Source organism: Terrimonas alba, from assembly GCF_042434975.1.
GTDB classification, from domain to species: Bacteria; Bacteroidota; Bacteroidia; order Chitinophagales; family Chitinophagaceae; genus Terrimonas_B; species Terrimonas_B alba.
This window is the reverse complement of record NZ_JBHMQM010000005.1, coordinates 389185-412814: the sequence shown is the minus strand read 5'-3', so window position 1 is coordinate 412814 and position 23630 is coordinate 389185. Positions and strand designations below refer to the sequence as shown.

At 41.0% G+C, this 23630-nt stretch carries 25 protein-coding genes; 12 read left to right on the top strand and 13 right to left on the bottom strand.

Annotated elements, in window-relative coordinates; all coding sequences use genetic code 11:
• Positions 1-3: 3 nt before the first annotated feature.
• Both ACFEL9_RS16755 and ACFEL9_RS16750 read right to left on the bottom strand, forming a co-directional pair.
• A complete protein-coding gene (locus ACFEL9_RS16755; RefSeq protein ID WP_385892420.1) occupies positions 4-816 on the bottom strand; it encodes a sulfite exporter TauE/SafE family protein in 813 nt (270 codons plus the stop codon).
• A 155-nt stretch (positions 817-971) separates the two neighbouring features.
• Positions 972-1604 (bottom strand): Crp/Fnr family transcriptional regulator, encoded by a 633-nt coding sequence (locus ACFEL9_RS16750; RefSeq protein WP_385892417.1) that lies wholly within the window; start codon positions 1602-1604, stop codon positions 972-974.
• 188 nt (positions 1605-1792) lie between these two features.
• On the opposite strand from ACFEL9_RS16750, the gene ACFEL9_RS16745 reads away from it, so the two are divergent.
• Both ACFEL9_RS16745 and ACFEL9_RS16740 read left to right on the top strand, forming a co-directional pair.
• Positions 1793-2344, top strand: a complete 552-nt coding sequence (locus tag ACFEL9_RS16745) for a MerR family transcriptional regulator (RefSeq protein WP_385892414.1) — start codon at positions 1793-1795, stop codon at positions 2342-2344.
• Between the two features lie 163 nt (positions 2345-2507).
• Entirely contained in the window at positions 2508-3020 is a 513-nt protein-coding gene (locus ACFEL9_RS16740) for a thioredoxin family protein (RefSeq protein ID WP_385892411.1), read from the top strand.
• Between the two features lie 2 nt (positions 3021-3022).
• Here the strand turns inward: ACFEL9_RS16740 and ACFEL9_RS16735 are convergent, their stop codons facing one another.
• From ACFEL9_RS16735 to rsfS, 7 genes are all read right to left on the bottom strand, one after another.
• Positions 3023-4111, bottom strand: coding sequence for a mechanosensitive ion channel family protein (locus ACFEL9_RS16735; protein ID WP_385892408.1), 1089 nt, complete (start codon positions 4109-4111; stop codon positions 3023-3025).
• A 49-nt stretch (positions 4112-4160) separates the two neighbouring features.
• Complete coding sequence (locus ACFEL9_RS16730; RefSeq protein WP_385892405.1) at positions 4161-4973, bottom strand: hypothetical protein; 813 nt, start codon at positions 4971-4973, stop codon at positions 4161-4163.
• Complete coding sequence (locus ACFEL9_RS16725; RefSeq protein WP_385892402.1) at positions 4970-5752, bottom strand: UDP-2,3-diacylglucosamine diphosphatase; 783 nt, start codon at positions 5750-5752, stop codon at positions 4970-4972. The genes ACFEL9_RS16730 and ACFEL9_RS16725 overlap by 4 nt, the downstream gene beginning before the upstream one ends.
• A gap of 8 nt (positions 5753-5760) precedes the next feature.
• A complete protein-coding gene (locus ACFEL9_RS16720) occupies positions 5761-6183 on the bottom strand; it encodes a gamma-glutamylcyclotransferase family protein (RefSeq protein ID WP_385892399.1) in 423 nt (140 codons plus the stop codon).
• Positions 6184-6374: 191 nt separating this feature from the next.
• Complete coding sequence (locus tag ACFEL9_RS16715) at positions 6375-7010, bottom strand: LutC/YkgG family protein (RefSeq protein WP_385892397.1); 636 nt, start codon at positions 7008-7010, stop codon at positions 6375-6377.
• A gap of 89 nt (positions 7011-7099) precedes the next feature.
• Positions 7100-9187: an ATP-dependent zinc metalloprotease FtsH gene (ftsH, locus tag ACFEL9_RS16710; protein ID WP_385892394.1), complete on the bottom strand. Its 2088-nt coding sequence runs from the start codon at positions 9185-9187 to the stop codon at positions 7100-7102.
• Between the two features lie 67 nt (positions 9188-9254).
• On the bottom strand, positions 9255-9659 hold the full coding sequence (rsfS, locus tag ACFEL9_RS16705) for a ribosome silencing factor (protein WP_385892391.1): 405 nt from the start codon (positions 9657-9659) through the stop codon (positions 9255-9257).
• 136 nt (positions 9660-9795) lie between these two features.
• Between rsfS and ACFEL9_RS16700 the strand changes: the two genes are divergently transcribed.
• From ACFEL9_RS16700 to ACFEL9_RS16685, 4 genes are all read left to right on the top strand, one after another.
• The gene (locus ACFEL9_RS16700; protein WP_385892390.1) at positions 9796-10596 is read left to right on the top strand and encodes a biotin--[acetyl-CoA-carboxylase] ligase; all 801 of its coding nucleotides are present in this window, start codon (positions 9796-9798) and stop codon (positions 10594-10596) included.
• A gap of 69 nt (positions 10597-10665) precedes the next feature.
• On the top strand, positions 10666-11247 hold the full coding sequence (locus ACFEL9_RS16695; RefSeq protein WP_276503035.1) for an RNA polymerase sigma factor: 582 nt from the start codon (positions 10666-10668) through the stop codon (positions 11245-11247).
• On the top strand, positions 11237-12598 hold the full coding sequence (locus tag ACFEL9_RS16690; protein ID WP_385892388.1) for a porin family protein: 1362 nt from the start codon (positions 11237-11239) through the stop codon (positions 12596-12598). The genes ACFEL9_RS16695 and ACFEL9_RS16690 overlap by 11 nt, the downstream gene beginning before the upstream one ends.
• Before the next feature lie 92 nt (positions 12599-12690).
• Positions 12691-13068 carry a c-type cytochrome gene (locus ACFEL9_RS16685; protein ID WP_276503037.1) on the top strand — a complete coding sequence of 126 codons (378 nt, stop codon included), beginning with the start codon at positions 12691-12693 and terminating at the stop codon, positions 13066-13068.
• An 84-nt stretch (positions 13069-13152) separates the two neighbouring features.
• Here the strand turns inward: ACFEL9_RS16685 and ACFEL9_RS16680 are convergent, their stop codons facing one another.
• The 4 genes from ACFEL9_RS16680 to ACFEL9_RS16665 form a co-directional block, all read right to left on the bottom strand.
• The gene (locus ACFEL9_RS16680; RefSeq protein WP_385892385.1) at positions 13153-14085 is read right to left on the bottom strand and encodes a DUF5777 family beta-barrel protein; all 933 of its coding nucleotides are present in this window, start codon (positions 14083-14085) and stop codon (positions 13153-13155) included.
• Positions 14086-14138: 53 nt separating this feature from the next.
• Positions 14139-14609, bottom strand: a complete 471-nt coding sequence (bcp, locus tag ACFEL9_RS16675) for a thioredoxin-dependent thiol peroxidase (RefSeq protein WP_385892383.1) — start codon at positions 14607-14609, stop codon at positions 14139-14141.
• A gap of 40 nt (positions 14610-14649) precedes the next feature.
• Positions 14650-16458 carry a peptidoglycan DD-metalloendopeptidase family protein gene (locus ACFEL9_RS16670; protein WP_385892381.1) on the bottom strand — a complete coding sequence of 603 codons (1809 nt, stop codon included), beginning with the start codon at positions 16456-16458 and terminating at the stop codon, positions 14650-14652.
• A gap of 84 nt (positions 16459-16542) precedes the next feature.
• Positions 16543-17340 (bottom strand): hypothetical protein, encoded by a 798-nt coding sequence (locus ACFEL9_RS16665; protein WP_385892380.1) that lies wholly within the window; start codon positions 17338-17340, stop codon positions 16543-16545.
• A 170-nt stretch (positions 17341-17510) separates the two neighbouring features.
• Here ACFEL9_RS16665 and ACFEL9_RS16660 point away from each other — a divergent pair, with 170 nt between their 5' ends.
• The 6 genes from ACFEL9_RS16660 to ACFEL9_RS16635 all read left to right on the top strand — a co-directional run bounded on the left by ACFEL9_RS16660 (position 17511) and on the right by ACFEL9_RS16635 (position 23626).
• A complete protein-coding gene (locus tag ACFEL9_RS16660; protein WP_385892378.1) occupies positions 17511-17897 on the top strand; it encodes a hypothetical protein in 387 nt (128 codons plus the stop codon).
• A gap of 121 nt (positions 17898-18018) precedes the next feature.
• A complete protein-coding gene (locus tag ACFEL9_RS16655; protein WP_385892375.1) occupies positions 18019-18681 on the top strand; it encodes a DedA family protein in 663 nt (220 codons plus the stop codon).
• A 38-nt stretch (positions 18682-18719) separates the two neighbouring features.
• Entirely contained in the window at positions 18720-19511 is a 792-nt protein-coding gene (locus ACFEL9_RS16650; RefSeq protein ID WP_385892373.1) for a TerC family protein, read from the top strand.
• Positions 19512-19666: 155 nt separating this feature from the next.
• Positions 19667-19873 (top strand): hypothetical protein, encoded by a 207-nt coding sequence (locus tag ACFEL9_RS16645; RefSeq protein ID WP_385892371.1) that lies wholly within the window; start codon positions 19667-19669, stop codon positions 19871-19873.
• 274 nt (positions 19874-20147) lie between these two features.
• Positions 20148-22991, top strand: a complete 2844-nt coding sequence (gene carB / locus ACFEL9_RS16640) for a carbamoyl-phosphate synthase large subunit (RefSeq protein WP_385892368.1) — start codon at positions 20148-20150, stop codon at positions 22989-22991.
• A 164-nt stretch (positions 22992-23155) separates the two neighbouring features.
• On the top strand, positions 23156-23626 hold the full coding sequence (locus ACFEL9_RS16635) for a DinB family protein (RefSeq protein WP_385892366.1): 471 nt from the start codon (positions 23156-23158) through the stop codon (positions 23624-23626).
• The last annotated feature ends 4 nt before the right edge of the window (positions 23627-23630 follow it).

Below are 23630 nucleotides of genomic sequence, written 5' to 3'. Positions count from 1 at the left end.
GGATTAATGACTACCTGTTCCGGGGAACAACAATTCTCTTACGATTATATAAATGCCCATCACCAGTACGAACCAACCGAACCCCTTCTTCAAACTATCAGCAGATATTTTTTTGCTTAACAGGTTGCCGATGAAAATGCCAGCTATAGCTAACCCTGTTACTGAGAGCAGCAACGACCAGTCCATTACTTCATTACCCAAATCACCCGTAAATCCAATCAATGACTTGGCTGCAATGATCAATAGTGAGGTGCCCACTGCTTGCTTCATCGGTAATTTGCTTAACAATACGAGTGCCGGTATGATTAGAAACCCTCCCCCGGCGCCTACCAACCCTGTTAGCATACCTACTACCAAACCTTCTACCAGTATCAACGGATAATTAAACTTTTGTTCTGTTGCTTCCTGTATCACCGCTTTCTTTTTATTACGGATCATCGATACGGAAGCGAAGACCATTAACACTGCGAACAGAATCATCATGAGTAATGACTTAGTCACTACAATACCGCCAATAGTAAATAGCTCAGCCGGGATTGCGGGAACGATAAAAGCTCGTGTAGCGAAGACGGCTGCTATTGAAGGGATCCCGAATATCAAGGCGGTTTTTAGATTGATTTCACCGCCTTTATATTTTGGAAAACTGCCTACAAGACTTGTTGAACCTACGATGAAAAGAGAGTAAGCGGTTGCTACTACTGGCTGTACCCTGAACAGGTACACTAATACCGGTACAGTAAGAATAGAACCTCCACCGCCGATAAGGCCCAATGAAATTCCGATGACTAATGACGCTATATAACCAACTATTTCCATACTTTGTTATTTTCAGAACAAAGATGGATGCAACGATCTGCGCTATCTGTGATAGCAGTCACTTATAACAGAGGCAGGTAATAAGAGATTGTTAAATAGGAATGAGCAATAAAAAAAGCCCCTGGCGGGGCGACCTTGTTAGCGCAAATTATGATTCAATCCCTGACCCACTCAAATGAATTTCGATGGATGATGATCCAGCCGTTGCGTTCCATTTTTTTCATTAGCCGGCTAATCACTTCACGGGATGAATTTAAATCATTCGCTATTTCCTGGTGAGTTAACTTAACATACCTGCCCATCTGCTTTACCTGGTTGCTGAGATAAAATTCCAGACGCTCGTCCATATTTTTAAAGGCAATTTCATTGATTGTTTTTAACAGTTCTTCATAGCGGGACCGGTAAGTCCTGATCACGAAATAATGCCAGCTTTTATACTGTCCCAGCCACTTGTCCATGTATTGCAACGGAATAGTAAGAACGGTAACATCTGTCATAGCCTTTGCCAGTACCTGGCTTTTTTCGTGTTGATAAGCGCAAACCATCGATACGGCGCAAGCCTGGCCCGGTTGAATATGGTAAATAAAAAATTCGTTCCCATCACCGTCTTCCTGGTAAAGTTTTACGACGCCTTCCAACACCAGCATGGTGGAGCGAATAGGCTGCCCGATGTTTAGCAGAATATCACCGGCTGGCGCATGTTTGACAGTACCATGCTGGATCATTTCTTCATACAGGCCCTCTTCCAGTCCAGGAAATAATTGCTGAATTGTTTTTTCGTCGGTCATAAACTGGCTTTTTCGATTTCAAAACTACTGTTTAAATCAACCGCCGCGAGATAAGACAGCTTTTCAGCCGGAATAACGATCCAAATCCTGTTTGCAAATCTTATCCGCAAGCTTTTCTCATTTTTTCCACAGTTGGTATAACCTTTGTGGTGGAGCAAGCAACCTTGTATCTTTGTTGTTGAACTGCAATGGACAAACCGTTTACACAAATAACGTTCGATTTTGGTACTGCAACCGAAGAAAAAGAGCCAGTTTCTCCCGTTGAAACAGTTGCTATAGAAATTCCTGAGCCAGTTGAGGAAAAGGTAGAGCCAGTGGTAACCGCCGCTGTATTGGAGAAAAAGCCCGTTTCCACCAGGGGCCGCCGCTCTTTAAAGGAAATCGGCCTTAATGCAGATCTGATCCAGGTGCCGGAAGATGATGTTCTTTTCCAAAAACAATACTATTCGATCGGCGAAGTGGCAACCATGTTCCGCGAAAATCAATCACTGATAAGGTACTGGGAAACTGAATTTGACATTCTACAACCCCGCAAAAACCGAAAAGGCGACCGCTTCTTCAGGCCAGTTGATGTTAAGAACTTGGTACTGATCTATGACCTTCTCCGCCGCAGGAAATTTACCATTGAAGGCGCTAAAGATTATTTGAAAAAGAATAAAAAAGCGGAAGAAAAATTTGCCATGATACAATCGCTTGAAAAAATTAAAACTTTCCTGCTTGAGCTTAAGGCCAGTATCTAGTGCATCGTTTAATTGTCAAGTGGGTTTTATTCGTTTATTTCCCGAACAAATTATTCAATTGCCTGTTTTGTAAAAATGTAATGTCGATCATTGCAACTTTTACGATTGCGATTGCATCTTTTACAGGTCAGCCACTATTTTTACAGCTATTATGATTTCAAGCATGAAGAAGTTTATTTTTTTGTCTGTATCCCTGATCTCTCTAACTACATTATCCTTTGCACAAACTCAATATGAAGTGCTAAAAGATTACAATGGAAGTAAGATATTGAAAGGTATTATTTCAAGGGACATTATTACCAGTGATAGTTCATTCAAATGGTATAAACAAAACCTGCAACCTTATACCACAGGGAAAGATGCTGCTATTTTTGCAAAACACAAGGATAGTCTGCAGTTGGTTGTTTTCCTTGGTACCTGGTGCGAAGACTCACATGTAATTATTCCAAAACTTTTTCCATTCCTGGATGCGGCAGGATTTTCCAATGACCGTTTAACCGTGATTGGTGTAGACAGAAATAAGAAAACGATGAGCCATCTCAGCGATGCTTTCAATGTAATAAATGTCCCTACCATTATCGTGATGAAAGAAGGAAAAGAATTAGGCCGTGTTGTTGAATATGGCCATTACGGCATGGTGGAAAAAGAGTTGGCCGAAATTGCCGATAAAAAATAAGTCTATTGCTGGTTGGCAATTCGAACATCTGTACTTGCACCTGCAATTTCAACTTTCATTCCTTCCATCATTTTTAAAATTTCAAAGTTTACCTCTTCTTTTATTTTATTGAACTCCGCTTGCGTTACAGGCCCGGTAAAATAATCTACCAGGATGACAAAAGCAGATGAAGTAATATCATTGAGCAACACAGTGGAATTCTCAATCTCCGTTCTGCCGGTTATCTTCCTGATTCCGGCAATGAGTTCTTCCAACACAGGTGAAGGTGTAGACAATCCTACTTCTAATCTCAGTTCTGCCTTTCGTTGCGTACGCAATGAAAGATTGTCCAAAATCCCATCAACCATTTGTTTATTCGGTACTGTAATAAAAGTTTTTTGATCTGTACGGATACGGGTGCTTCGCAGGCCGATCTTTTCAACCGTACCGGTAAAGGTCTGGATCTTTACCACATCACCCATGCTGAAGGGCTTATCAAAAAAAATGATGAAGGAGGCGATTAAATTTTCCAGGCTTTCCCTTAAAGCAAGGGCAATGGCTGCACCTACGATGCTAAGACCGGTAAGAAGGTTGGTAATCTTATAGCCAAAGGTGTATTTTAAAATCATTAACAATCCGATAATGCCAATGACGACCTTGAAAAAATCTTTGAAGAAAATCACCAGTTGATTATCCGATGTGTCATGCATACGATCAGCCCGAATGTGAAGAATGATGGCGATGAAATCGATGATTCGTAGCAAAAGACGGATAAATGAAATAATCAACACCAGCGATGCTATGGTATGAATGAGTTCCTTTAGCGTAAGACGATAAATATCGACATCAAGCTGGTGAGGGAACTTCAGCTTATGTAAAGTAACAATAGCAACAAAAATTGCCAGGAAAAATCCCAGCGGTTTTGAGACAAGACTTGTAAATGACTTTCTATCGACATCTTTCCAGATTCGTTTAATAAAATGAAAAATGATTGCTGCCAGCGAATGGGCAACATATTTTTTTACAATGACAACAAACAAAATGATGATTGCAACGATGAGATAACTCCTGATCGTATTGTCGAGCCAGACCTGGTCGAGGAAATCATTCATGCCTAATGAAATTAAGCAGCTAAATTATTGAATCATTCCAGCATTTGGTTTAACGAAAACTATAAATCTCGATCGTTCCATTTTTTAACGCATAGAGCCGGGATGAGCTAAAATTGAAGGATTGACTTTGCATCAACTCTGCAGGCATATTCCATTCGTCAATCCTGAAAGTTTTGATGTCATAGCGATATAGTTTGCCGGTATCCGAGCCAAAAATATATTTACCGGCTACTTTGAAATTTTGCCAGCCCGGGATAAGAATCTTATTTTTTAAAGCCCCATAATAATCAAAAACAAATACGGCTTTCGTAGAATCATACAGGTAAACAAATTGGTCCTGGTCAAATATTTTCTGCGGAGCCGGCGCCTCGCCAAAAAGCTGGCGGAAATCAGGCGTTTCCTGTAATAAGGTCCCATCCTCCGCAATCTTTTTCAGCTTGTTTTCTACTTCATCATACACCCAAATCTTGTTATCATACGATTGCCCGATTGCACGAACCTGCAAAATATTTTGTTTTCGCAAGTCAATAATATTACGCACATTCAGCAACCGGTCCAATACAACGATAGTAGCAAAATCCCGGTAATACAATAAAATCTTCAATGGATTGGAAACATCAATCAGCGAAGCCTGTCCAAACTTTTTTACATCATTGAAAACAGCAACCGAATCGCCATTTGAGTTTAACTTTTTGACCTGGTTAGTGCTGCTCAATAAATAAATATTATCCAGGTTATCAACGGTGAATGCAATTATATCTCCCTTAACACCCCCTGTAAACCGGAAAGAACTATCTGCTTGTGCGGTGGCAACAAGATTAAAAAACAAACCACAGAGTATTATGAAAAGATATTTATTCAATTCCGGATGATTTTATCTTCATTTCCCTTATAAGATTTCAAGTCCAGCTGATTCCCGTCAAATACTGCATACGTAAAGTAACGTATCCAATCGCCGAGGTTAATATACCGGCTATTATTATTCAGACGATAATCGATGGCTAAGTGTCTATGTCCAAACACAAAAAAATCGATATGATTTTTTTTCAGCGTGTCTTTGCAATAGGTTATCAGCCACTCCCGATCCTCACCAAGAAAAACCTCTTCAGCCGATCCAGTCTGTGCCCTGCTTCTCCGGCTCATATAATTGGCAAGGCCCATGCCAACTACCGGTGGCAGTATACCAAACAACCACTGGCAGGCCGGGTTGCGAAATATTTTTTTTAAGCGTTTATAGCCATGATCACCCGGTCCGAGCCCATCACCGTGGCCAACGATAAACTTTCTGCCGTTTCGTTCAAATTCCTTTGCTTCATAATAAACCGGAATATTCAATTCCTTTTGAAAATAATCTTTCATCCACATATCGTGGTTGCCAACAAAAAAATGCATGGGTATGCCGGCATCCGATAATTCGGCAAGCTTTCCCAATAAACGAACATATCCCTTGGGAACAACCTGCCTGTACTCATACCAGAAATCAAACATATCGCCTACCAGGAAAATTTCGGCGGCATCGTGCTTTATTTCATCCAGAAATCTGACGATTATTTTTTCTCTTTCAAGGCTGGCCTCATAGTTGGGAGCGCCGAGATGAAAATCAGAAAGGAAATAAATTTTTTTACCGGAATTCAAATTCACGCCGCTGCTCATTTTTTATTGAGATAATCCAAAATATCACCCGAACTAAGAACAGGCTTTCCGCTGAGATCACCATTATACCAATAGATCCATGCAGGAACAATTGCATCATTTATGTATACATCCACCATTTCCCGGCGATAAAGCGGCTGCTCATCTTTTTCAACAACCACTCCTTCGTAATCGTCTAACTGTGCAATAGCCCAGGAAAACTCATTCTCATTTTTTATCAGGTATAATTCACCCTTTATAAATGAATCTTCCTGAACGGGTATGGCAGCAGGATATTCACCGGTATCAAACAGTTTTCCCTTCACTTTTGCTTCACCAAAAAGGTTAAAGTAATTACTGATGTATTGGTAGGCAGGGCTGTGAAACCCACTTCGCAGCGATCCATATACAAATACATAATAGGAAGCGTTATTTGTCATGGTCTAAAGATAAGCTAAGAGTTTAAAAGAGAGGAAGGAGTAAAAGAGTTACGGCCGAAAGTCTCTTCGTATTGGGTTAAAATCACAAATTGAAAAGAGGAGAAAGAAAGACACTGAAGCATGATTTCCTTCGGCGCCAAAAAGTAAAATTTTCAACACAACTCTTTTGCACTTCTTCCTCCTTTATCCTCTTAGCCCTCTACAAGAAATAAATAAACTTCTTTAGGACCATGTACACCAACCACCAAAGTCTTTTCAATATCTGCAGTACGGCTTGGTCCTGTTGCAAAAGTGATCAGGGAAGGAAGCGCATTGTTATATTTTGACTTTACATACTGCAATGCATCTTTTACATCGTACATCAGCTGGCTGGAGTAAGCCACGCAAATATGAATGGGTGCATACACACTGGTCGTCCGTCCGCTTGGTTGTCCTGCACTCATCACTATTGTACCCGTTCTTGCTACCAGGCATTCGCAGCTGGTGATGGACACATCGCAATTAGCAAGATCAGTTTTTACAATCCGGTCAGCAATTTGTGAACCCGCTGTTTTGAGTAAGTCCTCTTCCAGGCAATATACCTTCCGCCAGTCCATTTTTTTTACAAGGCTGCTTAATTGAAAAGCCAATTCCTGTTGATTGATGCAAAAAACAAATCGCCCTTGTAATTTGGTGAATTGTTCAGCAAATTCAATTTCCTTTTCCTGCTGCTCTGGTTGAAAAACAGATTCGTTGCCCTCACTTTTTGGAAAAGGAAGAGGCGTTGATTGACTCAACGCCTTCCGGATTTTTTTTAGTATGTTTTCTTTTGACGCGGAAACATTCATGCAAAGAAATTTAAGAAGTTCAAGAAGCTCAATAGGTTATGATGGACAACTGGTTGATTGGTTTTAAACCTTTTGAACTTTTGAAACCATTATGGCAAAGCTTTATTGGTTACGTCGCTGTCATAAGGTGGCACACCGGCGGATATCTCTCCTTGTTCGGCTGGTATCACTTCATCATCTACCAACGATTTCTTTTCTTCAAAGGGACGTTTACCAATTAAAGTTTCCACGTCGCTTTGGAACAACACCTCTTTGTTTAATAATGCTTCAGCAAGTTTTGTTACCTGTTCCCTCTTTTCTTCCAATAACTTCTTCGTTCTTTCGTAAGATTCTTCGATCAGTTTCCTCACCTCTTCATCAATGATCTTTGATGTCTCCTCTGAATAGGGCTTGGTAAATGAGTTTTCCTGTTGGGGGTCATAGAAACTCACATTACCAACTTTTGCATTCATGCCGTAAACGGTAACCATTGCATAGGCTGTCCTTGTGATCTGTTGCAGGTCATTTTGAGCGCCGGTCGAGATCTTTCCAAAGAAAATTTCTTCGCTGGCCCTTCCACCCAAAGTCATACAGATTTGATCGTTCAACTGATCGGTGTTATAGAGGTATTGCTCTTTCGGGGTGTATTGTGCATATCCCAGTGCAGCGGTACCCCGCGGCACTATCGTCACTTTCAACAAAGGATAAGCATGTTCAAGATACCAACCACAAATAGCATGTCCCGCCTCGTGGTAAGCAATGATCTTTTTTTCGTCGGGCGAAATAATCTTATTTTTCTTTTCCAGGCCGCCAATTACCCTATCCACCGCATCCTGGAAATCCTGCATATCCACTGCTTCTTTACCTTTTCTCGCGGCGATTAATGCAGCTTCATTACATACGTTGGCGATATCGGCACCGGCAAAACCAGGTGTTTGCTCCGCCAGCTTATGTACATCCAGTTTTTCAGATGTTTTGATGGGCTTCAAGTGTACTTTAAAAATAGCTTCTCTTCCTTTTACATCTGGTTTGTCAATTGATATTTGCCTGTCAAAGCGACCCGGACGCAGCAAAGCAGAGTCCAGCACATCAGGGCGGTTTGTAGCTGCCAGTACAATAATGCCCACATCCGTTCCAAAGCCATCCATTTCTACGAGCAATTGATTCAAGGTGCTTTCTCTTTCATCGTTGCTCATCATCACATTCTTACCCCGCGCCCGGCCAATGGCGTCAATCTCATCGATAAAAATGATGCAGGGGGCTTTTTCTCTTGCTTGTTTAAATAAATCCCGCACCCTGCTGGCACCAACACCTACAAACATTTCAACAAAGTCGGAACCACTTAAGCTGAAGAAAGGAACCTGTGCTTCTCCCGCCATAGCTTTTGCAAGCAACGTTTTACCAGTACCCGGAGGGCCTACCAACAGGGCGCCTTTGGGTATTTTACCACCCAGCGCTGTATATTTTTTGGGACTCTTTAAAAAGTCAACTATTTCCATCACCTCAACCTTGGCCTCATCCAGGCCAGCAACATCAGCGAAAGTGATATTTACTTTTGTGCCTTTATCAAACAGAGTAGCTTTCGATTTGCCAATATTAAAAATACCGCCGGGTCCCGCACCCCCACCGGCACCACCGCCCATTTTACGCATGAGCAGTATCCAAAGACCAACAAAAAGTAAAATCGGAAGCAGAAAAGAAATGGATTTGCTAAACCAGTCACTCTCGGTGTCAACGGTGCCAACATCCTTTATCTCGGGGTTGTCGGCATAAAACTTCCGCATATCGTCTTTGAAGGAGTCACCGGAAACGATTTTAAAGCTAAGATGCGGGCCTTCAGCACTGGTTTTGCCAAAGCCTTTTTCCAGCTTATCACTGTATTTTGCCAGGGAGCTTTTTTTCAAGTAAATCTTTACCAGGTTGCGGTTTGAGATAACTACATATTTTTCAACATCTCCTGCTTTCAAAACCTGCTGAAAATAATCCTGGTCAATGGAAGCGGTATTAGGTGAAAAAGGGCCGAATAGCTGAAATCCAATGAGTACAGCAAAAATGATGGCGTATATCCAATAAATACTGAATTTAGGTCCCCTGCGTTGCGATTGATTAGGATCTTCAGGCCCACCCCCATTCTGGCGATTTCCGAACCTCGGGCTACTATTCTTATCCTTTTTGTTATAAAATGGTTCTTGCGACATGTTAGTATATATTCCTGCTAATTAATGATTTTTAAGAGAAAAAGTTTGACGATTATAACATTTAACACTAATCTTCATGATTTTGCACGGATGCATCGCTCCACATTTCCTCCAGTTTATAAAATTTGCGGGTTTCGGTCAACATTACGTGCACGACAACATTCACATAATCAACCAATACCCACTGCAGGTTTTGATAGCCTTCATGATGATATGGATTTTCACCACACTTTTTCTTTACCTGCTCTTCTATATTTTCAGCAATGGCTTTGATCTGTGGCTGGTTACCCGCTTCGCAAATAATAAAGAAATCAGCAACAGCTTCATTGATTTTGCGAAGATCAAGAGAGACTACATTTTCTCCCTTTTTCTCATTAATCGCATCAATAATGGTTTTAATGATTTTGGACCGTTGGGTTAAGCGATTTGTACTTTTTAATTTACGGGTAGATAAGGCTGCAAGTTGTTCCAAATAAAAAAATATTTTTTAAGAAGTTATTATTCCCCGGTTATTAATTACAGGTAAGGGCGCCAAACTAATAACGTTTTTAAACAACCGTTACCCTGTAATCAGAAACTAGTTTACTTTGCTCAAAAATAACAATTAATTGCCACAACCTCCTTTTTACAGGACGCTTGGAATGCCATTTATTGAGCTTTCATCAGTAGATAGTACCAACAATTATGCCCTTACCCAAATACATGAAGGTTTGGCACGGCATGGAATGGCTTTTTTTGCGCATGAACAAGTTGCCGGCAAGGGTCAGCGAAATAAATCATGGACCACGGAGAAAGAAACCAGCCTGATAATAAGTATCGTTCTCGACCCGTCTCCACTGCAACTGGCACAACAATTTCAATTAAGTGCCTGTGTAGCTGCATCAGCCTGTGAGTTTTTGGATAAATATGCCGGCAAGAAAACCCGCATTAAATGGCCGAATGATCTGTATTGGCACGACAGAAAGGCAGGTGGAATATTGATTGAGAATGTGATAGGCAGCGGAAAAACCGGGACTAACGGGAGCCCGGTTTGGCGTTGGGCAGTAGTGGGTGTCGGCATAAATATCAACCAGGTAGCATTTCCACCCGAACTGAGAAATCCTATTTCGTTGAAACAGCTGACGGGTGGGGAATTTAATACTGTGGAACTGGCTAAAGAATTTTGCACTGTTTTCAATAAAAACTTTCAACACCTCGTCCATGGCGGCTTTGCAGATATTTACAATTTTTATATTGAACATCTTTATCAAAAAAACAGACTGGTAAAATTGAAAAAGGGAAACCGTGTTTTTGAAGCCACAATTAAGACCGTGAGTCCAGGTGGCCGGCTTGTGGTACAACATGCGTTGGAAGAAGAATTTGATTTTGGTTCAGTTGAGTGGGTGATGCCCTTCCTGTCCGCAAAATAGCGTAACTTAATAAAGCACAAGGCAACCTTTTAACTTTTATTACCGATTACTCTTTTAAACCAACCGGATTTGCTGTCGGAGCAGGAATTAGAAATACATATCAGGGGATGTACTCTGAATAAAAGAGAGAGCCAAAAGAAAATTTACAGCTCTTTCTATGGGTATGCCATGTCTATCTGCCACCGATATACCAACCACGAAGAAGATGCCACCGAAATCCTCAATGACGGATTTTTAAAGGTGTTTGTCGAAATATACCGATTCAAGCCGGCTTACACCGATACGGTTAGCTCCTTTAAGGGATGGCTTCGAAAGATCATGATCTACACAGCAATCGACCATTTTCGCAAAAATCACAAGCATCAAATGACTTCTGAGCTCAATGAGTCATATATGCACCTGCCAGCGACCGATGAAGACTCATTTTCAAAAATTGCGTACGAAGAAATAATAAATGCCATAAAGCGATTAACGCCAGGATACAGAACAGTGCTGAACCTCTTTATCATCGAAGGATTTAGCCATGAGGAAATAGCCAATCAATTAGGCATATCGGTAGGCACATCCAAATCTAATTTGGCAAAAGCCAGAAAACAATTACAAAAAATATTATCTCATCAAAATGAAATAGCCCATAAAAATGTGGTCTGACGAGTTACATAAGAAGATGGAGGAAGCCGAAAACAACAGCGATTCGTCGAACCATGAAAAAGCATGGGAAAAAATGGAATTGTTGTTAGACGAACATTTGCCGGTAAAGAAAAAAAGAAGACGCTTTATTTTTCTTTTATTTCCCCTGCTACTTGGAGGAGGTATTGTTTTATTCTTTCTTCAAAAAAGAGGCAATATTGATCAGTCAATTTCGCAGCAGAAAAACAGCACTGTTCAAAGCCCGGTCGCTTCTTCAAAAGATACCAATACTGTTAAGCTATCTGAAAAAATACCTTCCGGTGAAAACAACGATAACGTTATACCATTAATCGATGATGCGACAACTACAAAGACAGCACCCGGCAATCATTCAAATCAACAGGATCAATCCACGATAAAAAACGATTTAATTTCCCAAAAAGCAACCGTTACTAAATCGACTTTGGAACCTGTTCAAAAGCAGAAATACCCGCGAAGCAATCAACCAGTTAAAAACAAGGCTCCAAATAACAATCAAAGACCCGGTAATATTTCCGATCATAAAAACGACATAGCATCACAAGACGTGACTGTAACAGCCAAAGACAACGAAGAAAAAAAGAATATTGAAAAAATAAACGTGACACGGGTTGATAGTAGTTCTGTTGCCAAAATTCCGGGAGATACCTTAACCTCCCAAATCGATACAACCGGGAACAAAACAACTGAAACTGTAAAAAAAACAACCAAAAAAACTTCTTCTTTTAGCAAAAATTTGAGTTTCACTTTTTCTTTTGGACCGGACATCAGCAGTGTTGGGATTGACAGACCGGGTAAGTTAGCGCTGCCATATGGTATTGGAGTCAGCTATGATTTATCAAAAAAGATCAGTGTCCGGACAGGATTTTTTGTTGGCAAGAAAATTTATGATGCTGATTCCGCCGATTATCATCCGCCTGGCAATTTCTGGAATTATTATTCTAACCTGCAAAAGATAGATGCGAATTGCCTGGTTTATGAAATACCCGTGTCGGTTGTATATAATTTTGCACCTGGTAAAAAGCACAATTGGTTTGTATCGGGTGGGCTTTCCTCCTACCTGATGAAGAAAGAAGCATACGATTATTATTACAAAAATTCATGGGGACAACCACAGCTTTATCATCGCACTTATAAAAATGAAAATTCCCATTTCTTCTCCGTTCTCAATTTATCAGGAGGTTATAGATATTCCCTCAATGACCGTGTATCTGTAATGGGAGAACCTTATGTAAAGGTTCCTGTTAGTGGAGTTGGTTATGGCAAGGTAAAATTGAATAGCGCAGGTGTGCTATTTACAGTGAGTGTGAAGCCATTCCTGAAAAAAAATTAATCCCGGCTATTTTTTCAAGGCAACTTTTTTGTTGATCATTTCGATTTTATCAAAACAATAGTAATGATTTATTCACTCAACAAAAAAACCCGATGAAAAAAATATCTGTTACCAAACTTTCTCTTGTTCTTATGACCGGCGTTATATTATTCTCCTGCAGCAAAGGAGATAGCGGAAGCGATACTCCTCCGACCCAACCACCTGCAGCTTGTTCCGGTACACCAGGCCCACTGTTTAATGCCGTTAAAAGTGTAATCCAGGCGAATTGCGAAAGTTGCCATAACAATACTATTGCCAATGGAGGAATGAACTGGACCTCTAATTGCAATATCGTGACCAATAAAACCAGGATCAAAGCAAGAGCTGTTGACAACAATCCAACACCAATGCCACCGACTGGCCCACTTTCGCAAACCGACAAGGATAAAATCACCGCCTGGATCAATGCAGGTGGCAGGCTGACTGACTAATCCGACCATCAATGTCCCATACACAAAGGGTTCTTGTAAATACAAGAACCCTTTTTTGTAAACCAACCGTTCATGTTGTGAGAGCTACTTTCTATTCTTCTTTTTCCAAAAAAGATCAAAATCTCTTGACACCGTAAATCCCCACCTGAATTCACCATCGCCCCAGGAGGTTGCTGTTCCTGGAATAAAACGATTCTCCAGTATTTCGGTAGCGTTGGTAAAGTTCAAATGAAAAACGTGGCCTTCCGTTAACAGTTCAATTCCGACTCCCATCGCATCATAAAATTTAACGCCTTGTGTTTTGAAATAATCGATGCTGCTTTGACTGCGGAAAGTATGGAAGTAATCAAACAATAAACTAAACCTACCCCTCACCGGTAATCGAAAAGCCCCGCCAAGGGCAAACAAGGTGTTGTCATCCTCACTCGGCACATAATTTCTGTTGACCAGGGTTGGACTTAGTTGCAAGCTAACCTTACCAAACTTTCTTGCAATCAGTAATTGAACTGTCTCACTTAAACGGTCGCTAAAATCATCAAATGAGTTTTCCTGGTTGGCAACTATACTTGCCTTCATGGACGAAACAACAGTATTCGCAAATAGTGTAAGCGACAATGGATGTTTTGAATCATTGGCCTGTTGAAGCAGCCTGTATTTAAACCCTAATTCATATAATTGTTGTACGGAACCCGCACCTTTTGCCCTTGCAGCAATAAGATTAATGCGTTTACTCAAGCCATACTGAAAACCTATGCGGACATCGGTTGCATTATCAAGGCCGAAAAAATTTTTTACTCCTCCGTTATCTCCCGCAACGTCTCCAAAATTATGGGTGACTTTAAATTCCAATATACCTTTTGGCTGTAGTTCTACTGTATTAGCATTAATGAGCCTTGGCGAGGAAAATATCCAGATATAATCTGTTTCGGGCTGCTTTGGCGGCTCAATTATCGTAGTATCCTGTGAAATGGCTTCAATACCCGCTAACATAAAGACTCCCAATAATAAATTGCGCATGTTTTTTATTTTCCGACTAAACGGGAAAAGAAAAAACGAGGTTGCCTGTTATCTCAAGTCAGCGCATTCCATGCAGCAATGATCTCTTCCGCATGAGCTTTATTTTTTGGCTTTAAAAATATTTTCCGGATGATGCCTTTTTCATCGATAACAAAAGTGGTGCGCAGAACGCCCATGTATTCCCGGCCAAACATTTTCTTCTGATCCCACACGCCGAATTTTTCCAGGATATCATGCGAAGTGTCGGCAATCAGCGGAAAAGGCAGTTTGTATTTTATTTCAAATTTTTTTTGGGTCAATTCATCGTCGGGGCTTACACCGACTACTTCAAATCCATTTTTCTTTAGCAGGCCATAGTTATCACGCAGGTTGCACGATTCGATCGTACAGGTAGGAGATCCTGCTTCGGAATAAAAATACAATACCAGTTTTTTGCCTTTGTAGTCAGCCAGCGAAACTTTTTTCCCGTTTTGATCTTTACCGGTAAAGGCGGGCGATTTATCGCCTTCTTTTAATATAACCACGATTAATATGATTTAAAAGGATTGTGAGGTAATAATATTATTACTTTTTCCTGGCTTTCTTTCTTACACTGCCGGCTTTCTTTTTGCTACTTGTTTTTCTTGTAACTTTTTTCTTTGGCGGTGGAGTGTAAGGATATTTTTTAAACCACCAACTTTTGGTTGTGGTATTGCCGGCAAGGTCTTCAACAGTTACCCGCAGCTCATGAACACCATACGGGCAACGCTCATCAAATTTATAAATATAAGCCCGGCCTTTATCATTGGTAAATCTTAACCACTGACCATCCAGTTCAGCCCTAAAATTTTTTACATCAAAATTGTCATCGGGCCAAAAAATAATTCTTGATGCAGCACTAAGATTTATGGTGTCCCCATAACCCAATTCGTTTATTGTAGGAGGCGCCAAATCGAGAAAAGCCTGGAAATTTCCAAATTCATTAAAATCCGCTACAAGAAAACCGTTTTCATATTTCGCCTTATGGATCGTTCTTTTACTCCCATACGATCTTCTTATCATCACTTTGTCATACCATTTACCGGGCAATGATTCGGTTGGTTTTATCCGCACGGTAAAGTTGTAGTGCACAGGCATGGATGGATTATTAAGCGAATATTCCGGCGAAAGACTACCCGCACTTTGTTTGTTCGTTGTGTAATAGAAAACCGGAACGGTATCATATAAGCAATCTTCCGGCATGTAGACTTCAAAGTCCTTTTTTTCCAACACATTTATTTCGCCGGGTATAAAATGCGGATGGGCAGCCGGGTGAGCCGATTCAGTTGACAGGTTGCCGTCATACTGGACCGAAAAGCTTACCTGCGACTTGTTGAAATAAGCATCGCTTACTTCTATCCTGATATTATGGACAGTAGTATCGGATAATACAATCGTGCCATCTCCATTGTATTGTGTATAGACAGGGCCATAGTCTCCGGGCAACTGTGATAGATGTTGCAGGTAAGGGCCGCCATTATATTTATAGCGGTAATCGATTTGCGCATTCATATACCGGGTGGCATCGTACCCTATACTATCTATTTCAAATACTACCACTGGCTTATTGTCGACAAATAACTTGGCGGAGTAAATGCCATCCTGATTATTAGAACCGTTTATTCTATCATACGCCTGTATGGCAAAACTCAATTTAGTTAGCCCTGTCTTTAGTACTGGCAGCGATGAAATGGTGTACCCGCCCGGCCCTTTTTTTAATGGATAAAATTTTGGTGTTTGTTCATATACGCTAAAGCTCCGATCATATAAAGCCAGTTTCACAATCGTTGGCGGCACATTATCGGTTAAAGGAAGTCCAAAAAATAAAGGGTTAAGACATTTATCCGTTTTGGTGTCCCTGATCTCAAAATGAACATGTGGTCCACCGGAACCGCCGGTATTACCACTATAAGCAATAAAACTTCCTTTAGTTACCGGGAATTGCTGTGGTGTAAACTCGAGTGTGATATCCCATGTTTGTTGTTTGTATTGCTGTTCCGTCACATATTTTTCAAGTGCCGGATAGAAGTCGTTCAAATGGGCATACAGTGTTGTCAATCCATTTGAATGATTGATGTAAATAGCACGGCCGAAACCAAAAGGTTCTATTTTGATTTTTGCAATATAACCGGCAGCGGCCGCATACACCATTTGATTTTCCTTTTGGGCGGTCCTTATATCAAGCCCCATATGCCAGTGATTGTTGCGTAATTCACCAAGGTTGGCGACAATTTCAGGTTTCAGGTTAAGTGGCCAGCGGAAATAACCCTTGGGGTAATTTTTAATTCCTGTCTGGGCCCGGAGAAATAAACAACAAAAGATTGAAATGGTTAATACGGAAAAATATCGCTGCATGCTGCAAAAATAGTGTTGTATAAAATTAAAACGCCCTGGCTATTTTAAGCCGGGCGTTTGTAAAATACAAGCCGGTTAACGGGATCAATTGTTTAGCCCGGAAAAAATATAGCTTAGGGATAGACCAATATATGATCCTGTTACTCCGTATTGTCCTTCCAAAATTGGTTGTGATGGTAAGTCAAAACTGTAGCTAACCTTAGCAAATTCAGTAAAGGACATATTTATTTTAACATTAGCCCTGATGGAATTTTTCCTGGGCAATTGCCAGGTATAACCGCTCGCAATATGATAATTCAACCACGGTTTACCATGATTATTGCTGTTCTGACTTCTTGTCAAATATTTATAGGTCCTTCCGTCATACAGGAAAACTGCATCAAAGCCCTCAACAGTTCTATTTATTGAGAATAAAAGACTAATACCAATATTTGTATTCCATGAGTTTTCTATACCACTATTCCACCTTCGTTCTATCTCTACCGGTATTTTAAAATAAAATAAATCCATTTCCCTGGAAAGAGCCTTATTTGAGGTAATATCAGAGCCTGTTGGCGGGTCAAACATTTCTTTAGGAATCGCATAATCCAAATTATGTCCGATCACTCCGCCACCTGCCCCAAATATCAAAGAATAATTTTTTTCAAATTCATAGTGATAGTTTATCAGTGCTTCAAAGCTCAACTGGGGGGCTGATTTTAGGCTGTATTTTTTTGTGTCACCTTTTATATTGGACTTAGCTGCTATTGCAAGAGGAATTACGGTAACACTGAAATATCTTTTTGCTGAAAAAAACTCCGCCTTATCAAACTTAATATCTCTACCTGCATTCTGCGCATCCGCAGAAGCAAGCATCAGAAATAAAAAAAGGGAATTGTTCAATATATATTTAAGGTACATACGTAAATATAAATCAGGTGAACCACCCGGCAAAGTACTAAGGCCCTGGTTCAAATAGAATGGTAATCATTAAATTGGCTTTATTAAAATAATAACATTTATCCCGGCAATTTTCTGATACTTTTGCACCACAAAATTTATTGATATCAACAATGTGGCTGAAAATAAATACCCGGTTTAGTTATAAGTCAATTGCTGTATTTATTTTTCTTTTTTTGAACTTTATCCTTGCTGCAGCCCCGTTCATTAATGCAGCTTCGGTAAATGCCACTGTGGTCAATGCCACCGGACCCATTTCACAAAATCATGCATCCGACCAGGAGGAGAACAATCACCCGAATCATTTGCTGGAAAACAAGCATGAATACCACCATTCCACCCGAAGCAAACAAAGGGCTCCTGGTAGCTCCTGCACCTCCGGTCAACAGGATTTTTCTTTCATCGCTACTGTTGGTCAACCGGCACGCAAACATGCCGGCAATTCTTTTCTGGTAAGGCCGGCCTATTATCGCCTTCTTTTTCTCCATCACCTGTTTTGATCATAACTCGTGATCGGCTAATACTCTGCTATTCCCTTTGCGTCCCGGGCGACATTTTTTGATTTTGATCAGACTTTCAACAATAGATATATTATTAAATACCCTTCACTCAATCACTATTATGCAAACGATCATAGAATTTTTTAGTAACCTCACCGACCCGGCATGGATCATGGCCCATGGCGGGTTATATATTGTCGTACTTATTGTTTTTATCGAAACCGGTTTCCCATTCGGATTCTTTTTACCCGGTGATTCTCTCCTTTTCATCGCTGGCATGGTAATCGCCAATGCCCTTGCTCCATTCAGTTTGCCTTTGCTCAATCTCCTCTACTGGGTTGTGCTGATAACTACTGCCGGTACATTGGGTAATTTTGCAGGCTATTGGTTAGGGAGAAAATCGGATGGCCTGCTGTTTCAACGGAAAGACAATTGGCTGTTCAAGAAAAAATACCTCATCCAGGCTAAGGAGTTCTATGATAAAAGAGGCGGAGCTGCCATTGTGATGGCAAGGTTTCTTCCTATCGTCCGGACCTTTGCACCCATCGTAGCCGGTATTGTAAAGATGAATCCAGGAAAATTTGCCCTGTACAATTTTGTGGGCAGCTTTTTATGGGCCGGCAGCATTGTAACGGCTGGCTTTTTATTAGGCGAAAATGAATGGGTAAAAGAAAACCTGGAAAAGATCATCATTGGTATTGTGATAGTGACCACTGCGCCTGTCATACTGAAGATGCTGATGGGAAGAAAAAAGAAAGCCCCGGCAAATTCACTGGCCGGTTAATTGTACTACTCAATCTTATTTATTAAAATTTCAGCGTTATGGATTTTGTCTTTCCCGACTTTGCCAACCCGGGCGTTTGGATAAGCCTGCTTACGCTTAGCTTTCTTGAAATTGTACTGGGAATTGATAATATCATTTTCATTTCCATCGTTGCCGGCAAGTTGCCTAAGGATCAACAGCGACGGGCCCGTAATATTGGATTAGCCCTGGCAATGCTTTTCAGGGTGGGTCTCTTACTTTGTATTAATTGGATCATCAGTTTAAAAGATCCTGTGCTGACCCTCCCATCTATCCCCGGTATTTCCGAAAACGGTCTGGCTTTAAGTTTTAAAGATCTAATCCTGATTGCAGGTGGAATTTTCCTGATCGTCAAAAGCACATTAGAAATTCATCATAAATTTCAACTACCCGCCACGGATGAAAAAAAGAGCCGGAAAAATCTGGGCTTTGGTTCCGTCATTTTTCAAATTGTCCTGGTTGATGCTATTTTCTCTTTCGATTCCATTCTCACGGCCGTTGGCCTGGTCGACAATGTCATTATCATGATCATTGCCGTGATCATCTCAATTGGTATTATGATGCTTTTTGCCGGGCCAGTGACCAGGATTATTAACCAGCATCCGACACTCCAAATGTTGGCGCTCTCATTCCTTGTCGTCATTGGTGTGGTTTTGATCGCCAGTGGTCTTCACCAGGAAGTAAGCAAGAGTATCATCTATTCATGTCTATTCTTTTCATTGGCGGTAGAAATGTTAAACATCAGGCTAAGAAAACGGGCAGAAATTACGCTGCCCAATCAGCCGATGGATAACCAGTCAACTCATATTTAGGATGACAGGCTTGATCTTCATCGCAGGGAGTTAACAGTTTTTTAATGCTGATAGCCAACCTTCACATTGTAATATTGTTAATCATTCAAGCCATATATTTCTGGCACGATATTTTAACAGTATAGCACTACATATGATTATAAAATGGACGGGTTATGAAAAGGATTATTTCTACTTTATTGTTTAGTTTGATCATGGTAGCGGGCTTGTTTATCGGAATGATAAAGGGCCAGGAGGTTCGTAACAGGTGGGTGAGTAAAATGAAGACAAGGCATGAAGAAAGGAGATCGAACAGTGTAGCAGAAACACCACAAGGTGAAGTGGTGCTTGATGAAATTGAAATGGCTACTTATCATAGCTAACATCAATCCAGGCAATCGTTATAAGAGCTTATCCTAACGATTGTACGTCTATATATAGAAAAGAACCAGTTAAAAGAACTGGTTCTTTTTTTATGAATTGTCCCGTCCTGATATCACTAACATTTTTTCACAATAGCACTTCAAACCGGATAGATTCCCGTAGTTTTGCGTCCCGATAACAATCGGGATTTAACCGCTTCAAAACCCCGCCTTCGGACGGGACTGGTTCGCTTTCTTTGCAGTGTTCAGGATGGCGGCCATCTTTAAAAAGAAAATGCCAAAAGATACTTCTATTCAGTCGGTCCTGATCATCGGTTCAGGGCCTATTATTATTGGACAAGCCTGTGAATTTGACTATTCAGGCACACAGGCAGCCCGCAGCCTTCGTGAGGAAGGCATTAAAGTTTACCTTATTAACAGCAATCCGGCCACCATCATGACAGATCCTATGATGGCGGATAAAGTCTACCTGTTGCCGCTTACGGTAGAAAGTATTGAGCAAATCCTGGAGGAGAACCAGATTGACGCAGTGTTGCCGACCATGGGTGGACAAACGGCTCTTAATTTATGTAAAGAAGCAGAGGACCTGGGGATCTGGGAGAAATTTGGCGTAAGACTAATTGGAGTAGATATAAAGGCCATCGATAAAGCGGAAGACAGGGAAAAATTCCGTCAATGGATGATTGAACTGGGAGTTCCCGTAGCCACTGCTAAAACGGCCAACTCATTTTTAGAGGGAAAAGAGTATGCACAGGAAATCGGGTTTCCGCTGGTAATCCGCCCTTCCTTTACACTGGGAGGAACAGGTGGCGGTTTTGTGCATGATAAATCGGAACTAGATGAGGCCCTGAACCGTGGCTTGCAAGCTTCGCCCATACATGAGGTGCTGGTGGAACAAGCGGTATTGGGCTGGAAAGAATTTGAGCTGGAACTATTAAGAGATAGCGGCAACAATGTCTGTATCATTTGTACAGTTGAAAATTTTGATCCCATGGGTGTGCATACCGGAGATTCCATCACGGTGGCCCCGGCTATGACACTTAGCGATACAGCTATGCAACTCATGCGGAATACAGCGATCATGATGATGCGGGATCTCGGAAATTTCGCCGGCGGATGTAATGTGCAATTCGCCTTAAACCCCGCCACAGAAGAGATCATTGCGATCGAGATAAACCCAAGGGTAAGCCGGTCATCGGCACTGGCCTCAAAAGCTACCGGCTATCCAATTGCAAAAATCGCCGCTAAACTTGCCATCGGTTATAACCTGGATGAACTCGAAAACCAAATCACAAAAACCACCTCTGCTTATTTCGAACCGGCTCTCGACTATGTAATCGTAAAAGTGCCCCGTTGGAATTTCGATAAATTCAAAGGCGCCAACGATACATTGGGTTTGCAAATGAAGAGTGTAGGTGAGGTAATGGCAATTGGCAGAAGTTTTACCGAGGCCATTCAAAAAGCCTGTCAGAGCCTGGAGAATAATGCCGTAGGTCTCGGTTATTATGGAAAAAGCCTGATGCATGCAGAAGAAATACTGGAATACATTAAAGTGCCCAAGTGGGATAGACTATTCAGGATCAAAGATGCCCTGATGGCTGGTATTTCGGTTAGTTCAATTTCCAAAGCTACTAATGGCATCGATCGCTGGTTTATTTATGAAATACAGAAGATCGTAAACCTCGAAAAGGAAATTGCGAAATATAAACTTGCTACCATTCCGCTGGAACTGTTGCGTGAAGCAAAAACAATGGGCTTTAGCGATGAACAGCTTTGCCGCATCATGAATGACGGAAAAGAAGATGAGCTGTATGAAAAAAGAAAGGCTGCCGGAATCAAGAGAGTTTTTAAAATGGTAGATACCTGCTCTGCAGAGTTTGAGGCGAAAACTCCTTACTTCTACTCTACTTTTGAAAATCAGCCTGCGGGTAATGAGATTCTTTCTAATGAGTCAAAAGTTTCGGCTAAAAAGAAAATAATTGTATTGGGTTCTGGTCCCAACAGGATTGGCCAGGGCATTGAGTTTGACTACTGCTGCGTGCATGGTTTATTGGCCATTAAGGAATCAGGGTATGAAGCCATCATGGTAAACTGTAATCCTGAAACGGTAAGTACAGATTTCGATATGGCCGACAAACTGTATTTCGAGCCGGTGTACTGGGAACATTTGTGGGAAATAATTGAACATGAAAAGCCGGAAGGAGTAATTGTTCAATTGGGTGGACAAACTGCGCTAAAATTGGCTGAGCGTTTACACGAAAAAGGGATAAAGATCATTGGTACTTCTTATGACAGCATGGATATAGCAGAGGACCGCGGTCGTTTTTCAGACTTGCTGAAAGAGCTGGGAGTTCCCTATCCTGACTATGGTACTGCATACGATGTAGATGAAGCTGTGGAAGTTGCTAATAAAGTAGGCTATCCCGTTCTGGTTCGCCCATCTTATGTACTCGGTGGTCAGCGAATGAGAATTGTGATCAACGACGAGGAAGTTGAAAAAGCGGTAGTGAGCTTATTGAAACATATTCCCGGAAATAAGATACTGATCGATCATTTCCTGGATCGTTGCCAGGAGGCTGAGATCGACGCCATCTTTGATGGAGAGAATTTTCATGTGATGGGAGTGATGGAACATATTGAGCCTGCCGGTATTCATAGTGGAGACAGTAACGCCGTTTTACCCGCCTTTAACCTGACCCCGATGGTAGTAACTACCATGGAACATTATGCAGAAAAAATTGCACGCAAACTCAATATTAAAGGTTTGATCAATATACAGTTTGCAGTAAAAGATGGTAAAGTGTATGTGATAGAAGCTAATCCAAGAGCTTCCCGAACAACACCATTCATCGCCAAGGCTTACCAGATCCCTTATTTAAATATAGCAACCAAGGTGATGATGGGCACTCATACACTAAAGGATTTCAAGTTTGAGAAAAAGCTAAACGGATTTGCTATCAAAGAACCAGTATTTAGTTTCAACAAATTCCCGGGTGTAAATAAAGAGCTCGGACCCGAAATGAAATCAACCGGTGAGGCAATACGTTTTATCAAAGACCTTCGCGACCCTTATTTCAGGCAGCTTTATAAGGACAGGAGTATGTATTTAAGTAAATAAGAACCATGATTTTTGAGATTTAAAAGGATTTTGAGGATTTTCTCAAAATCCTTTTTATTTGTAATGCATCCTATTGGGCGAAGTAGTCACACAATATTCAGCGGAGATTCTTATCGTTCATAAAAGAAGAAGCAAGGCATTAATTGTTTTCGTAACTTTTTTGAATGAAAAAAGAACTTCAGTCAATTATCAGCAATCTTGAAAATACGCTGGATGGAACTCCCTGGTATGGTCGTCCTGTCTATGGTATCTTGCGTGAAATTGATCCATCGATTGTATATAAAAAGCCATCTCCCAATTCTCATTCCCTGGCTGAGCTTTTGTATCATATGTTAACATGGGCAGAATTTACATTGAAGCGAATAGAAAAAGATAATTCACAGGATCTTGCTGCTTTTGAAAAACTAGATTGGCGGCAAATAGATCCGGCTGTTCATGACTGGGACGAGGGTCTGGCCGCTCTGATTGCTACTCACCAACAAATCATTGCACTACTACAAACAAAGGATGAATTCTTTTTGAGCGAAACCGTGGATTATCGCCAATACAATTTTCGTTTTTTGTTAAATGGCCTGATCCAGCATAACATTTATCATCTGGGTCAAATAGCCTATGCGGTAAAACTGCTAAGCTGAAAGA

Coding starts and splice junctions, on each gene's coding strand:
- ftsH (WP_385892394.1), bottom strand. CDS start 9,187: ATGTCGCAAGAACCATTTTATAACAAAAAGGATAAGAATAGTAGCCCG.
- ACFEL9_RS16650 (WP_385892373.1), top strand. CDS start 18,720: ATGGATTTTGTCTTTCCCGACTTTGCCAACCCGGGCGTTTGGATAAGC.
- ACFEL9_RS16660 (WP_385892378.1), top strand. CDS start 17,511: ATGTGGCTGAAAATAAATACCCGGTTTAGTTATAAGTCAATTGCTGTA.
- ACFEL9_RS16655 (WP_385892375.1), top strand. CDS start 18,019: ATGCAAACGATCATAGAATTTTTTAGTAACCTCACCGACCCGGCATGG.
- ACFEL9_RS16735 (WP_385892408.1), bottom strand. CDS start 4,111: ATGAATGATTTCCTCGACCAGGTCTGGCTCGACAATACGATCAGGAGT.
- ACFEL9_RS16750 (WP_385892417.1), bottom strand. CDS start 1,604: ATGACCGACGAAAAAACAATTCAGCAATTATTTCCTGGACTGGAAGAG.
- ACFEL9_RS16740 (WP_385892411.1), top strand. CDS start 2,508: ATGAAGAAGTTTATTTTTTTGTCTGTATCCCTGATCTCTCTAACTACA.
- ACFEL9_RS16670 (WP_385892381.1), bottom strand. CDS start 16,458: ATGCAGCGATATTTTTCCGTATTAACCATTTCAATCTTTTGTTGTTTA.
- ACFEL9_RS16720 (WP_385892399.1), bottom strand. CDS start 6,183: ATGACAAATAACGCTTCCTATTATGTATTTGTATATGGATCGCTGCGA.
- ACFEL9_RS16685 (WP_276503037.1), top strand. CDS start 12,691: ATGAAAAAAATATCTGTTACCAAACTTTCTCTTGTTCTTATGACCGGC.
- ACFEL9_RS16645 (WP_385892371.1), top strand. CDS start 19,667: ATGAAAAGGATTATTTCTACTTTATTGTTTAGTTTGATCATGGTAGCG.
- ACFEL9_RS16690 (WP_385892388.1), top strand. CDS start 11,237: ATGTGGTCTGACGAGTTACATAAGAAGATGGAGGAAGCCGAAAACAAC.
- ACFEL9_RS16715 (WP_385892397.1), bottom strand. CDS start 7,010: ATGAATGTTTCCGCGTCAAAAGAAAACATACTAAAAAAAATCCGGAAG.
- ACFEL9_RS16635 (WP_385892366.1), top strand. CDS start 23,156: ATGAAAAAAGAACTTCAGTCAATTATCAGCAATCTTGAAAATACGCTG.
- carB (WP_385892368.1), top strand. CDS start 20,148: ATGCCAAAAGATACTTCTATTCAGTCGGTCCTGATCATCGGTTCAGGG.
- ACFEL9_RS16680 (WP_385892385.1), bottom strand. CDS start 14,085: ATGCGCAATTTATTATTGGGAGTCTTTATGTTAGCGGGTATTGAAGCC.
- ACFEL9_RS16755 (WP_385892420.1), bottom strand. CDS start 816: ATGGAAATAGTTGGTTATATAGCGTCATTAGTCATCGGAATTTCATTG.
- ACFEL9_RS16745 (WP_385892414.1), top strand. CDS start 1,793: ATGGACAAACCGTTTACACAAATAACGTTCGATTTTGGTACTGCAACC.